The organism is Pseudomonas sp. ASL4 (assembly GCF_056680395.1).
On the sequence record NZ_CM155280.1, the window covers coordinates 5,118,256 to 5,131,131 of the forward strand.

Here is a 12,876-nt window from a genome sequence, read left to right on the forward strand (position 1 = left end):
GACGGAGAGGCTTTCGTTAATAGCTCGCCATTATTGCCCAACTACTTTATTTATGTTTATAAGCGTATTCCCAATATTAACTCCTTGCACGTCGAGACTTCCGCCGGACGTCTGCAACACTTCCACGCTAAGAGTATTCCCTATGGACATACACCGAGTCATATCAAGAGATACAACATTGTCCGCCACGGCAGAGGTACTAGCAGAAGCGACAACAAGGCTTCCAATTTTAAACCGAACACCGCGCAGACCAGCAACGTTCCCACTAAAACTAATCGTAGCAGACACGTTGAATAGCGCGGTTTCTGGAATCGAAATGTCATGAGTCGACAATGATGGAGCCAATAGAAAGAAATTGGGTACGGCGTCAAGTAATAGTTTGGTCCAGACCGCAGTAGGCACTGCTTGATTAGCACTCTTGGAAACGGTCGCATAATATTTGTTATGCGTTTGGGCAAATACAGGACGCTCTACTGGGTCTGCGTAGAACGCGCCAGCATCAAAGAAGTTGCCGGCACTTGCGACAGTGTCAGAGAATGAGATGTTCTTGGTTGCCGCATTCGGCACATAGCCACCGAATGACTTAAAGGCCGATCCATGCACATTAAGAACCTGCGTGCCCACTGACCCGGGCGGCCCGAAAACGCACAGAATGTTGTTTATGTTCGAGCCTGTCAGATTTCGATGGAAGTCCGAGCTGATTTTGTGGAGTGCGCCAAGCACGGCACCGCTGTCGACATTCTGTGTCTTAAGGATAACATCGGCTATGCCGTTGTTAGCCTCGAAATACACATTATTAAAGTTGGCCCCCACCCCTCCTTCGTACCCGCAGTCTTCCAGTTGAACCCCAAATCCGGCCGAACCAATAACATGCCCGTTATACTCGCAAGATCCGCCATACCAGTTAATAGCTGATCCACCTACGATATACATCCCATACGTGCCGTTATTGCTGATACTGCACGAAACAAACGTATAGTTGTTTGGTGCGGTGCTAAGCGCTCTGGCAGGTATTGCTCGTTGCGCATATATGCCCTTGTTGTTGAAGCGAAGATTGACCGTGCTGAAATATGGATGATCTACGTCCTGTAGATACATTCCGTAATCAAACCCTTGAATGTTTAGTCGCTCAAACTTTGGCCACGCTCCAAGATTCACCACGATACCGACGGTCGCACCTGCAGATCCAACCTTGAATATCGACATGTCAGAAACTATCTGACAAGAAGTCGAGTTCTCGACTCCAACAGCGTGGCTATTCAGGATCTCGAAGCAGTTGCCCGACCCGGTGTACAGCAGCTGCGTACCGTTTTCGTCCGCCCCCACGTAGGAAACCCGTCCAACGGCTGCGTTAGTCGACCGATCGTTCTTGATGGCGGTGGACAGTTGAAACTGACCAAGGCCAATGCGTAGCTTCCCGCCCGTAGATACCGATTGCAGGTAGTTGGTTGCCGCTTGGAAACTCGCACTGTTATCTGAGGCGTTATCGCCAATTGCGCCGAACTGCTCGGCATATAGTTCGCCCTGCAAGACCAAAACAAAGCAGCCATTGCCGCCTGGACTGGTTTCGCCAGTTGCCTTGAGGAATGCCGCAAGGGTGTTCTGTTCACCACTCCAAGGAACACTAGGGCTGATAACCGTTCCGCCGTTGTGTTGAGTTTTCGGGACGCTTTCCATCCAAATAAAACGCCCACCTCCGTTGGTGCTGCGGGGCGCACCAAGAGCGAACACGCCCGGGCGATACGCCGAGGTCTGAACCGCCCACGCTGGATCGCGTTTGGCTGTCTGCAAATCCATAATGGAGGCGACGTGAACGGTCGAATGGGCTACCAGGGTGGCGCCTTTGATCGAATCAGTAGAAGCCAGCTCTTGGCGCAGGGCGGCATCACCAATAGCAAAGAACTTGGCCGAGTCCGCCGGCCAAGTGGTGGTGGTGAACGGCAGGCTTGCACCCTTCGCTCGGTAAAGTTCGCCACCGAAGCGGACGGTCTGCGTCGGGCGAGTGATGCCAAGACCTGCTACATAATCGACTGGCGCCTCGTAGCCACTGGACTCCAGAAACTCGCAGAACTCGACGACTCGCTCTGCCTGATCGGCGGCGAACCCAGTATCTCGATCGCTCTTGTCGGTGGTGTATTCGTTTGCCCTGGCAAGCTGCGCAGCGTCGAAGGCTTCCTGCTTGGCGTTTTGTGTGGAGATGAAGGTGTTAGCGCTTGAAACCTGAGCCGCCACGAACTCGGCATTCATTCCCGCGACGGATTAGCGGAATGTACCGAATCGGTCGGGGTAGAACGCGGCGGGACCGTTGGCGAACCAGTCCAAATTGACCGCGTTGTCATTCAGGTCGAGAACGTCGCTCGATCCCAGGGCGTTGCCGGTGTTGTAAGTCATTGGTATTCCTCGAGTACAAAAAATCCCGCTCAGTTGTGAGCGCTTCGACCTGAATCGCTCTTGCCACCGGGACCGGCCGACCTCCCGAACACCACTGGCTAACAGTTGGAGTTCGAACATCAAGACGGCTGGCCAGCGCTGTTTGGCCGCCCAAAATCCCGGTTGCCTTTCGAACCGCTTCTGCTGGTGTCATGGGGTTCTCCGGCTTGTTATGCGCCAAATATAAGTCATTAACTAATTACCGACAAGCCATTGCCTACTTGGCTAACGAATAGGCTTAATTAGGCAATGCTTACAGGTCCTGAATTAGGCGCAGCCATCGAGCAAGCTCGGGTCGCCAAACGCGTTACAAAGAAGAAGCTCGCCGAAGATTTCGGCGTGGCGGGTCCGTCCGTCCAAGGCTGGGTGAAGACGGGCCGAATCGATAAGTCGAAGCTCATGGAGCTGATCGAGTATTTCTCGGACGTTGTGAAGCCTTCTCACTGGGGCTTAAGCGATCGGATGGGCAATATTCTTTCGGCATCAGAAGCCGAGAAAGGCTTTGATCGAACTATCCGAGCTGATGTCCATCTCTCGGATATCCAGCCTTGGGACGACAACACCCCTCTCGACGATGACGAGGTCTACGTCCCTTTCCTGCGCGAAGTGGAACTGGCCGCCGGCTCCGGCCGATTCGTGATTGAGGAAAGCGACAGCGCCAGGCTGCGCTTCTTCAAGAAAGACCTTCGTCACAACAACGTTCAGTTCAGCAACGCGAAGTGCGTGCTCGTCAGCGGCAACAGCATGCTGCCCGTACTGCGCGATGGCGCGACCGTAGGTATCAACGTCGGCAAGAGCTCCCTGGGCGACATCGTCGACGGCGACATGTATGCGATCACCCACCACGGCCAACTCCGCGTGAAGCAACTCTACAGACTGCCGAGCGGCATCCGTCTGCGCAGCTTCAACCGCGATGAGCACCCGGACGAGGATTACACCTTTGCCGAGATCCAGGATCAGCAGATCGCAATCTTGGGCCACGTTTTCTGGTGGGGCATGTTTGCGCGCTAAAATTGAACGACAAAGCAATGCCCTGCAGAAGGGTTACTGAATGCCGAAGAAACAGCCGGAAAGCAAAATAGCAACGACCGCTGCTGACATTGAGCGCTCTATCCAGGCCCTTAACAAAATGGCTGAACGCCTTTGGGGTGATGGCCGGGAATCTGAGGCGAAAGCCCTACTTGATGCCTTGGATGCATTAAATCGTGCGCTTGATCGGGTCAGGATTGGGGAGAGCCGAAGAGTCCTCCATTAAAATCTACGACTCAGCTCGCGACGGGCTTTTTCGTTCTGCCCGCCCTCCTCGTCAATGGTGGGCGTGCGCCACGAATGGTAGAGTTCGCACTTAATTTTGGGGGGATGCCATGAAATTGAAATGCTTACGATCGCTTGCCCCTATATTCTGCACCGTAGCGCCGGCGAACTCGTCGAGAGCCAAGCCCGCGACGAGCTGGTTCAACAGTTCAACGAAAGCTATAACGCCAAGACTGGAAAAGGCTGGGGCTTCTTCCATGCCGAATCCGGCGCGCCCCGCTTCAGCGGCTGGCTCAGCAAATACCTTGCTGGCACCGAAGACTTTACGGAGTTCAGCGGCACCGCCATCGAGCATCTGCAAAAGCTCATGGAAGAATCCAGCCTGACGGTGGGCGGCAACATCTTCTTTTGCCACCACCTGCAAGGAATGACCGACTATCCATTGATAAAACCGGCCCTGTTGCCCATCGGACACCAGGAGTTTGATGGAGCTTTTGGCACTCATCTTGTTCAGGTCTTTGGCGATCCCTGACAGCGCCTGAGCGCCCATTACCCAAGGGATGGTCAACCAGGCCGCAGGAACCGTTAGCATCAGCAGCGCCGCGACCTGGATGCTCAGCCCAATGTTCATGGTCCGGTTATTACCAGGCACCGCCACCGGGCTACTACCAGCCACAACCGGTTCCGATGCGTTAGGCTTTTGTTGGTAATTGCTGCGTTCTTAATGACGCAGGTCCCACCTCAACGCGGGACTTTTTGTGTTAAAGCCGTTCCCTGTACAGCTCCAGGACCTGCGCAAGGCCCGCTCCTCTATCAGGTCATCGGCTTGCGCAGTAGGATATCGACCGCAAACACAGCAAGTACAGTTCCGGAAACCCAGCGCTGGGTGCGCATGGCAGTGGGGCGCTTGGTCAGGTAGCTGCTGACCCGGGAGGCGGCCAGGACGATGATACCGTTCACGGTGACGGCAATGACGATCTGTACCAGCCCCAGCTGAATGAACTGCTGTAGGGTCGATCCCGCGGAAGGATCGATGAACTGGGGAATCAGCGCGGAATACATAAGCGCAATCTTCGGATTCAGCAGGTTTGTCACCAGCCCCATGGTGAACAGCCGCTTCGGCGAGTGAGGCGGCAGTTCGCGCGCCTCGAAGGGGGAGGCGCCCCTGGGCTTGAGCATGTTCCAGGCCAGGTAGCCCAGATAGAATGCGCCCGCGATCTTGACGACGTCGTAGGCCACCGGCACGGCCTTGAACAAGGCCGCCAGCCCCAGTCCCGAAGCCACCAGGTAGCACACGAAGCCCAGGGCCACGCCGGCCAAGGAAATCATCCCCGCCAGTCGCCCTTGGGAAATCACCCGCGAGGTCAGGTAGATCATGTTCGGTCCAGGTGTCAGCACCATGCCCAGGGCAATGATGGCCACACCGGCCAGGTTTTCCGGCGAAACCATCAGCGTGCTCCTTCGTGTACAGAAAAATGGGTGGCCGGCAGCTGTTCGCGCCCGCCACGACGGGCCAAGGTGCGGCCGTACGCCTCGTCAATGCCAGCGTTGGCATCCGTTACAACTGCTGTTCTCACGATTGAACACTCCATAGTTCGGATAACTGTTCGAAGACCTTCCCCACATCGTGTACCAGCGCGGGACCATCGAAGCTGCGCAGGCGCAAGCGGGTCCTGGAGCCCTCATAGACACCACTGGCGGAGTGCTCAAGGTCCTGTGGTTGGGCCCAGTACAGGGTTCCCAGCCCATCGTGCGGCGAACTGCCGCGCCGGGCGATCACCCAGGCCCCACGTTCACGACGCAAGGGTCTGCCCTCATTGCTGCGGCTGCGTGCAAGGTCCCTGTAGCGGGTGGACGCCCCTGTCTGGAGTTCCCAGGCAATCCCCAGCAGGTCGATATCCCTCACCTCCCGCCAGAGGAACGGAATTTCAGCACCGCCGACACGGGCACCAATCTCAAGGAACAGCAACTCGTCACCCCGGTCGAACAGTTCGAGGTGGAAGACGATTTCCCGCTCCGGCGCGAAGGCCGCCAGCAACTGCTCGACGCGCCGCGCAATCCGCTGCTCGTCCTCGCCCTCCTCCAGCTCGATACTGCCCAGCGGGCTGTCCGGACCGAAATCGGCACAACTGTTCACATAGCGCGACGCGGTGACCACCACGATCCGCTGCCCATCCCACCAACCGTCTACGTGCAGGATCGGGGCGGCGCAGTAGACCTGGACCATCATGGGCTCCACGGCCTGTTGCAACGGACCAAGATCCCCAGGACCGCGAAGGATCTTCACGCCACGACTCGCCGTACCATAGCGTGGTTTGAGCACCAGCGGATAGCCATGCTCGGTCGCCAGTTGCTCCACGGCTTCACGGGAATCGGCGTTCACCGCCGGCAGCACGCTGATCGACGTCTGCCGACCCGCGATGTCCAGCATGGTGAGCTTGTCGCGAAACCGCTCGGTCCAGGCAACCCGGTCTCCCGGCACCTTCCATCGCTCGCGAATCGACGCGGCATTGAGCAGGTCGCCCTCATTGAGGGCGACCACCAGCGCCGGAACACCGTGCTGCGCGACCAGGCGTTCGACCTCGGCCATGACCGCCCCGGTATCGTCCAGCGAGGCCAGCGTCGAACTCGACGCCAGGCGCTCACTCGGCAGCGATGCGATGGATTCGGGCGTGCAGATCGCCCGAATCATCATCCCCGCAGGCAACTCGTATCGGTCGTAGAGGGCTTGGGAGCCGACCCAACGATGCAAGCAGAGCAGGTAGCTCATGCCTTGGGCTCCACGATGAAATGAACGGCCTCCACCAGTTCGTCGCCGATCCGGACCGCGTCCTCACGCGAGACGCCTGTTGCCAGGACATACCCCGAGACGCAGTCGGCAACGGTATCGAGAGGTGGAATCTGGTCGCCCTCGTGCTTCTGGATGACCACGGCACGCTCGGCCTGGCCCAGCTCGAACAGGAACGGCAGGAACACCAGTGGCGTCTCGCCCTGCTTGGTGTGACGCACGTCGACGTCAGGCTTGAGGTCGAGCTCGACCTTCATCACTTTGCCAGGTGTCGGCACGAAGAACTGGATCGCCGCACCGGCCTTCGGCTCTGGCGACACTTCCGGCAGGGTGTCGATACCCAGGGGCACGGTCAGGAACATCCGGTTCAGGTCGAGGCCGAACGCGCGTCTCACCAATTCCGGGGCACCCGAACCGGCCAGGCGGGCGTGGGACTCCAGTACCCGAGGGCCTTTTGGCGTCAGCACGAACTCGCTGTGGGAAGGGCCTTCCTCCAGCTCCACGGCGTCGAGCAGGCGGCAGGTCATTTCCTTCAGCTCTTTCAGCCATTTCTTGGCATCGGTGCTTGGCGTGCTGACCTCCCACTCGACGTACTTGTCGTTCATGCGGTACTGGGAGTAGCCGATCGGCAGGTGGCGGCGCTTGAAGGAGAAGGAGTCCACGCTGACGACCGGCCCCTCCAGGTATTCCTCGATGATGATGTGCTTGACGTCGGCGTCCTGCAGCGCTTGCCAGGCCTTGGTGGCGGAGGCTTCGTCATCGCAGGGATGGATATGCAGACTGGCGACGCCTTCGGCCGGCTTGAGCACCGACTTGCCATGCTCCTTGACGAACGCGATGGCGATCTGCGCGCTGGTGACATGGCGATAGGCAACCGGGCTCAGGTCATGCTTGGCCAGCAGTTCGCGCATAGCCACCTTGTCCTTGAGCAGGCGCGCGGTCTTGTAGGAAACTCCGGTGAGGCCGAAATGATCGACCACCTTGCCCGTCGACTCGCCCGCCACTTCGGTGGTGGTGATGATGCGATCGAACGGACGTTCGCGATGCAGGGGTTCGAGCACCTTGATGATCGCCTCGGCGTCGTCGATCCTGGCATGCACCACCTGTTCGCAATGGGCGACGATCTCCTGCTCGTAGTCACCCTCCTGGTGCACCAGCACTACGTCGATGCCCAGTTCCTTGGCTCCGTGAATGGGCGCGGGGCGGCCACCGACTACTGCGATACGCTTGTTCATGTGTGAGTTTCCTATTTATCGTGATGGGTTTTGAAGAAAAGGTTCAACTGCAGTACACCCTGCGCAGCCAGCGCGCCTTGCTGTTGGGCATAGGTTGGAACGCCTTGCGTCGATGCAGCACGCGGGCGTTCTTGAAAATGAAGAAGTCACCCGGTTGCATCACCACTTCGATACCCTGGGCATCGCGCAGGCATTGGCACAGGAGCCCGAGGGCCTCTTTGCTGTCCGGGTCGAGCGCCGCCACGATGCCGTCGTCGAAGCGCAGGCGATAACCGCTATCGCCCTGCTCCAGGATCGGCAGCACCTTCTGCTGGCCATCGAAGCCCTCGTTGGAAGCAGGAGCCCCGAAGGTGTAGGCAGGCTTCTGCAACTGGGCCGTTGCCCAGGCGGGCAGCTGTGAGAGGATGTGATCCACACAGACGATGTCGGTGGAGGCACCTTCGAAATTGCGCACGGCGGCAAAGGCCAGGAAGTTCGGCACGGATGTCGTGACATCCCGGCCCTGGTCGTCGAAGGGCCAGTTGGGATTGTCGGTGTGCCAGAAAAACTCCACGTCCGCGCCCCAGGAACTCGTGGTGCCCGCAGCCTCCGGCACCGGCACCACGTTCCTGACCAGCTTGCCGAGGTTTTCGTACTCGACCGCATGCGGCCTGACACCCAGCAGCTGCAGCATGCCGAACTGCAGCAGGTCGAAGTCCAGGATGCACTGGGCATTGGGCAGGAAGCCATTGCACGGCGTCGCGACATCCGTGGAGAGCGAGATACCCCGCACCAGCAGTGCCTTGAACGGGCTGGCGGGGAACGCACGGATCGCCTCGACGTTGTCGCTGCCCAACACGGTGCTCAGCCAGTCCCCGCCGATTTCTCCCACGCTGTCGGCGCGGTGCGGCATTTCGGCCAACTTCGCGCGACAGCCCTCCAGCCCGCTCAGGTCGGGCGAATCGATGATCATGACCTGGACCATCGAAGCCTGCTGAACATCTATGGCCATGAGGCTCATGATTTGCGGTTCAAGTATGAGCTGACCTTGGGATCCGGCCGGTGGGCGAACGCGCGGGTTCGACGGATAAACATCCCCAGCGGCAGGATCAGGTAGAGCAGAACGTAATCCATGGTGCACCTTCCCTAGTGAATGAAATGATCAGTCCATCAGTCCAACGGCACGGTCTCGCGCCAGTCGACGGCTTCCTCGAACTGGGGCTGTTCCGACTTGTCCAGGTAGAAATCGCCGATCGCCAGCACATCGATGTTGGTGCGCATGAAGCAGCGATAGGCTTCGAATGGCGTGTTCACGATCGGCTCGCCACGCACGTTGAACGAGGTGTTGACCAATACGGGACACCCGGAACGCTGGTAGAAGCGCTCAAGCAGCGCGCGGAACCGCGGGTTGCGCTCCCGGTCCACGGTCTGCACCCTGGCCGAGAAGTCCACATGGGTAATCGCCGGCAAATTGCTGCGCGCCACCTTGAGCAGGTCGATGCCGGTCAGCTGCGCCTGTTCCTTTGGGATCACCCTGCGAATGGCCTCAGCCACCGGCGAGACCACCAGCATGTAGGGGCTTTCCTCGACAATGTCGAAGTAGTCCGACGCTTGTTCCTCAAGCACCACAGGCGCGAAAGGGCGGAAGGATTCGCGAAACTTGATGCGCAGGTTCATGGTCGTCTGGGTGTCCGCGCGGCGCGGATCTCCGAGGATCGAACGGCCGCCCAGCGAGCGTGGGCCGAACTCCATCCGCCCCTGGAACCAGCCGATCACCCCGCCGTCCTCGATGCTGGTGATCACACGGCGGTCGACCTCTTCCTGTGAAAGCCTGTGGAAAACGGCGCCGCAGGCTTCCAGTTCGTCCCTGATCTGTTCCTCACTGTATTCCGGGCCGAGCAAGGCTCCGCTCATGCCATCGAGGACACCAGCGGGCAGTTCGCGGCGGGTCACCCCACGGCATTTGCGGTCGGTCAGCAGCGCGGCACCCAGGGAACCACCTGCATCGCCCGCCGCCGGTTGCACCCACAGCCTGTCGAAGGTTCGCTCACGGGAGATCACGCCATTGGCCACGCAGTTGAGGGCGACGCCCCCGGCCATGCACAGCGATGTCTCGCCTGTCAGTTCACGGGCAGTCCTGGCCAGGCGCGACACCACTATTTCCGTGACTTTCTGCACCGATGCCGCCAGGTCGAACTCGCGCTCGGTCAGTGGCGCCTCGGACAAGCGCCGGGGTCCACCGAACAGTTGCTCGAAGGCCTTGCCCGTCATCACTTCGCCTTTGATGAACTCGAACTTGGTCCAGTCGAGCCTGAAACTGCCGTCGGGCTTCACATCGATCAGATTCGAGAGAATCGTGTCGACATAGGTCGTCTTGCCGTAGGGCGCTAGCCCCATGAGCTTGTATTCGCCGGAGTCCACCTTAAAACCGCAGAAGTAGGTGAACGCCGAATAGAGCAGGCCCAGCGAATGGGGGAAGGACAACTCCGCGACCAGCTTGATGCCGTCTGCCTTGCCGTGCCAGAGGGTCGTCGTCGCCCATTCACCGACACTGTCGATGCACAGGATTGCGGCGCTCTCAAACGGACTGGGAAAGAACGCCGAAGAGGCGTGGGATTCGTGGTGACCATGCACTTCGACCTGACGACCGTCCCGGTCGCCCATCGCTTTCAGATGACGTACAACCTCACGGTCCATCCGCCGCTTGGTCGACAGCCAGTCACCCAGTGCCGGCGCATAGGTGCGCACGGCTGAAAGCCCCGCCACGACGGCTGTCGAGAGCACACGGCGGAATTTGAGCGCCGGATCTTCGTAATAGGCGACATGGTCGACGTCGGCCAATTTGATGCCCGCGTGCGCCAGGACGTACTCGATGGCCTGGCGTGGAAACCCCGGGTCATGGCGGACCCGACTGAAGCGTTCTTCCTGGGCGGCGGCAACGATCTTGCCGTCTATTACCAAGGTGGCCGCACTGTCGTGATAGAAGGCCGAGATGCCAAGCGTGTACGTCATAGCAGCGCCCTCACTTTCTTGCGAAACTTGTCCAGCATGGTTTGCTCCCTGGGTGGATTGAGCGCGACGAATCCGGTACGGACCCGCGCCCACATTTCGTCACGATCACTTCGAGGAAATGCGCTGAGGTAGGCATCCAGGCTCGCGGCAGCCCATGCCGTATGCCCGGTGGATATGTTGTCGATGGAGTTGTGCAGGTCGACGAACATCGTCGGATAGCCATAGGCAACCAAGGCCTTGTGGGTACGCCGATAGCCGCCACCGACACCGGACAGCTCCATCGCCAGGTTCAACCCGAGGATCTCCGGGCAGTAGGTTTGGGAATATCGTCTGATCGACAACCAGAACACCGGCAGTTCGAAGTCTTCGTCGTTGAAGCAGGCGGCATTGGCGTAGCCGGGGTCGGCGGTGGCTGGCAACTCACCATGTATCGCCTTGAGCAGATGGCGGTAGATGACGGGATGGTTCTGAGCCTCGATGCCGTTGCCCAGCTCATCGAAAAGCGTTTCGAACAGTCGGCTGCCGTACGCGGTGGAGGCCACCGCCGGATGGGCGAATCCCGCCAGCCAGGCACCGTCGATCATCGTCAACGGCGCAAGGGAGAGGATATCGGCCACCACGTCCTCGCGCGATGGCAGCTCTTCGTCCTGTTCCAGTGACTGGTTGGACGCCACGTGCTGGCCCTGCAACCATGGCTGCAGAACACCGGGAGCCCATTGCTCCGGCAATGGGCAACGCCCGTTGGCGACCCCACTCGCGGCCCTGGCAAGCCAGCGTGTCACGTAGTGTCCGCTGTAGTGTTCCTCAGCAGGCGTGAGCTCCACGCGCAGCAGGCGCGGGTAGGCCTGTCGCAGGCTGAGGCTGGTGACCAGGACCGGCGCCTCGATGTCCTCCCGGATGGCCCCAACGAGCCTGCCGTCGTCCTTCCACATCTGGCAGGCCGCGGGTTGCAGGGGCGCATCGGCGTAGGGCAAGCCGGCGATCCAGCGATGAAGAATGACGATGTCGTCGCGGCTGAAGATGCGGAACATCTTGCCCCGCGGCGAAATCAGGCTGGTGAGCAGCGGACTCGACTCCGGCTTACCCGCCCTCACGTAAGTGCTGGCGGCAAGGTGGTCGAGGAAGGTCAAGGAATCGTCGACCTCCAGCAAGGGCTTCATCGGCGCCTTGTTCAGTCGCGTCTTGTCATGGTATTGGCAAGCATCCAGCCGACGACGGCTGATCAAATGACGCGCCGCCTCCCTCGGATCGAGCCAGCGCTCAAGCACATCGAGCAGCGCCTCGCTCATCGCCTCGGCCTGCCAGCGTGCCCACTGGTAACCCTGGCGTACGCCAGTGTGGCCCGACTCCCCCGCGTGCAGGAGGAATTCGCGCACCGCCGTTTCGGCGAGCGCGGCGAGGTCATCTGTACCCCCGGCGGGGTCGCGACGCAGATCGAGGAATTGGCAGGCGGAAGGTTCATTGTCAGCGATGAACTCGAACGAGGGCAGCAGCCCGCAATGACGCAGGTACAGGTTGGCCCCCAGGACCTGGGCCATCAGCGACTCGGGGAAATGCCCGAGCACGGCTAGCGTCGAGGCAAAGTTGAAGGCCCCATCCGAGATCCTCGGGTCGCCCCCCGCCCGCAGCAGGTCTTCGCCGGCATCCGCCAGCCCATGTTGACGCAGCAACTCCTGGTAGCGTTGGATACGACTGGCCGCCGGTTGACCGACACCGACATCCGCCGCATGGATTCTCAGCGCTGCCATCGCGTAGCGCGCTTCGTTGTTCCAGCTGCCACACAGCCCATGAATCAGGTACTGGCTGCCGATCAGCAAGGGCGCCGACTCCAGCGCCGCTTTGGCACGCAGCGCCCGGGCATCCTTTTCGTCAGCCTTGATCGCCTGCGTCAACCTTCGAAATCCTTCGCGCACGGGTCGGAGCCGTTCGAATGCAACGCCTGGCAGCCCGGCCAGGGCCGTCTCGCTGGCGAAGTCGACGTCTATCAGGTCTGCTCCAGGCACTGTCTCGAGGCAGGTGCGCAGGGAGGCCGAGGTAAACACCCGCCTGGCCTCTTCCCCTGCCTGGGCCCCGAGGAAGCTGGAAAAAATCTGCCGATTAGTCTTCATCAGTACATTGGATAGATAGAGGAATTGTTTTTCTTCTTGGCTTTTTTCTTTCTCTTGAACAAACCGCCAA

12 protein-coding genes and 1 pseudogene are annotated in these 12,876 nt (G+C 59.8%); 3 read left to right on the top strand and 10 right to left on the bottom strand.

The window, feature by feature from the left end:
• Positions 1-30: 30 nt before the first annotated feature.
• From AC1MEW_RS23030 to AC1MEW_RS23040, 3 genes are read right to left on the bottom strand one after another with little or no spacing between them, the layout of a single operon-like run.
• On the bottom strand, positions 31-2,247 hold the full coding sequence (locus AC1MEW_RS23030; protein WP_480423734.1) for a hypothetical protein: 2,217 nt from the start codon (positions 2,245-2,247) through the stop codon (positions 31-33).
• A 12-nt stretch (positions 2,248-2,259) separates the two neighbouring features.
• Positions 2,260-2,391, bottom strand: a complete 132-nt coding sequence (locus AC1MEW_RS23035; RefSeq protein ID WP_323570491.1) for a hypothetical protein — start codon at positions 2,389-2,391, stop codon at positions 2,260-2,262.
• Complete coding sequence (locus tag AC1MEW_RS23040; protein ID WP_480423735.1) at positions 2,336-2,584, bottom strand: Cro/CI family transcriptional regulator; 249 nt, start codon at positions 2,582-2,584, stop codon at positions 2,336-2,338. The genes AC1MEW_RS23035 and AC1MEW_RS23040 overlap by 56 nt, the downstream gene beginning before the upstream one ends.
• 95 nt (positions 2,585-2,679) lie before the next feature.
• Between AC1MEW_RS23040 and AC1MEW_RS23045 the strand changes: the two genes are divergently transcribed.
• From AC1MEW_RS23045 to AC1MEW_RS23055, 3 genes are all read left to right on the top strand, one after another.
• Positions 2,680-3,441, top strand: coding sequence for a S24 family peptidase (locus tag AC1MEW_RS23045; RefSeq protein ID WP_201257253.1), 762 nt, complete (start codon positions 2,680-2,682; stop codon positions 3,439-3,441).
• A gap of 40 nt (positions 3,442-3,481) precedes the next feature.
• Entirely contained in the window at positions 3,482-3,685 is a 204-nt protein-coding gene (locus AC1MEW_RS23050; protein WP_322268304.1) for a hypothetical protein, read from the top strand.
• A 120-nt stretch (positions 3,686-3,805) separates the two neighbouring features.
• Positions 3,806-4,216, top strand: a complete 411-nt coding sequence (locus AC1MEW_RS23055) for a nucleoid-associated protein (protein WP_416195267.1) — start codon at positions 3,806-3,808, stop codon at positions 4,214-4,216.
• Here the strand turns inward: AC1MEW_RS23055 and AC1MEW_RS23060 are convergent.
• From AC1MEW_RS23060 to AC1MEW_RS23090, 7 genes and pseudogenes are all read right to left on the bottom strand, one after another.
• A pseudogene (locus AC1MEW_RS23060) lies at positions 4,121-4,330 on the bottom strand (organoarsenical effux MFS transporter ArsJ); the annotation flags it as partial. The gene AC1MEW_RS23055 and the pseudogene AC1MEW_RS23060 sit on opposite strands and share 96 nt — an antisense overlap.
• Before the next feature lie 167 nt (positions 4,331-4,497).
• Positions 4,498-5,133, bottom strand: a complete 636-nt coding sequence (locus AC1MEW_RS23065; protein WP_201257251.1) for a LysE family translocator — start codon at positions 5,131-5,133, stop codon at positions 4,498-4,500.
• 124 nt (positions 5,134-5,257) lie between these two features.
• Entirely contained in the window at positions 5,258-6,454 is a 1,197-nt protein-coding gene (locus tag AC1MEW_RS23070; RefSeq protein ID WP_201257250.1) for an ATP-grasp domain-containing protein, read from the bottom strand.
• On the bottom strand, positions 6,451-7,707 hold the full coding sequence (locus AC1MEW_RS23075; protein WP_480423736.1) for an ATP-grasp domain-containing protein: 1,257 nt from the start codon (positions 7,705-7,707) through the stop codon (positions 6,451-6,453). The genes AC1MEW_RS23070 and AC1MEW_RS23075 overlap by 4 nt, the downstream gene beginning before the upstream one ends.
• Positions 7,708-7,750: 43 nt before the next feature.
• Positions 7,751-8,707: a TauD/TfdA family dioxygenase gene (locus tag AC1MEW_RS23080; RefSeq protein ID WP_201257248.1), complete on the bottom strand. Its 957-nt coding sequence runs from the start codon at positions 8,705-8,707 to the stop codon at positions 7,751-7,753.
• 149 nt (positions 8,708-8,856) lie between these two features.
• Positions 8,857-10,698, bottom strand: a complete 1,842-nt coding sequence (locus AC1MEW_RS23085) for a carbamoyltransferase family protein (RefSeq protein ID WP_480423737.1) — start codon at positions 10,696-10,698, stop codon at positions 8,857-8,859.
• On the bottom strand, positions 10,695-12,806 hold the full coding sequence (locus AC1MEW_RS23090; protein ID WP_480423738.1) for an iron-containing redox enzyme family protein: 2,112 nt from the start codon (positions 12,804-12,806) through the stop codon (positions 10,695-10,697). The genes AC1MEW_RS23085 and AC1MEW_RS23090 overlap by 4 nt, the downstream gene beginning before the upstream one ends.
• Between the last annotated feature and the right edge of the window lie 70 nt (positions 12,807-12,876).

Coding starts and splice junctions, on each gene's coding strand:
- AC1MEW_RS23035 (WP_323570491.1), bottom strand. CDS start 2,391: ATGACTTACAACACCGGCAACGCCCTGGGATCGAGCGACGTTCTCGAC.
- AC1MEW_RS23075 (WP_480423736.1), bottom strand. CDS start 7,707: ATGAACAAGCGTATCGCAGTAGTCGGTGGCCGCCCCGCGCCCATTCAC.
- AC1MEW_RS23065 (WP_201257251.1), bottom strand. CDS start 5,133: ATGGTTTCGCCGGAAAACCTGGCCGGTGTGGCCATCATTGCCCTGGGC.
- AC1MEW_RS23070 (WP_201257250.1), bottom strand. CDS start 6,454: ATGAGCTACCTGCTCTGCTTGCATCGTTGGGTCGGCTCCCAAGCCCTC.
- AC1MEW_RS23030 (WP_480423734.1), bottom strand. CDS start 2,247: ATGAATGCCGAGTTCGTGGCGGCTCAGGTTTCAAGCGCTAACACCTTC.
- AC1MEW_RS23080 (WP_201257248.1), bottom strand. CDS start 8,707: ATGAGCCTCATGGCCATAGATGTTCAGCAGGCTTCGATGGTCCAGGTC.
- AC1MEW_RS23090 (WP_480423738.1), bottom strand. CDS start 12,806: ATGAAGACTAATCGGCAGATTTTTTCCAGCTTCCTCGGGGCCCAGGCA.
- AC1MEW_RS23085 (WP_480423737.1), bottom strand. CDS start 10,698: ATGACGTACACGCTTGGCATCTCGGCCTTCTATCACGACAGTGCGGCC.
- AC1MEW_RS23050 (WP_322268304.1), top strand. CDS start 3,482: ATGCCGAAGAAACAGCCGGAAAGCAAAATAGCAACGACCGCTGCTGAC.
- AC1MEW_RS23045 (WP_201257253.1), top strand. CDS start 2,680: ATGCTTACAGGTCCTGAATTAGGCGCAGCCATCGAGCAAGCTCGGGTC.
- AC1MEW_RS23040 (WP_480423735.1), bottom strand. CDS start 2,584: ATGACACCAGCAGAAGCGGTTCGAAAGGCAACCGGGATTTTGGGCGGC.
- AC1MEW_RS23055 (WP_416195267.1), top strand. CDS start 3,806: ATGCTTACGATCGCTTGCCCCTATATTCTGCACCGTAGCGCCGGCGAA.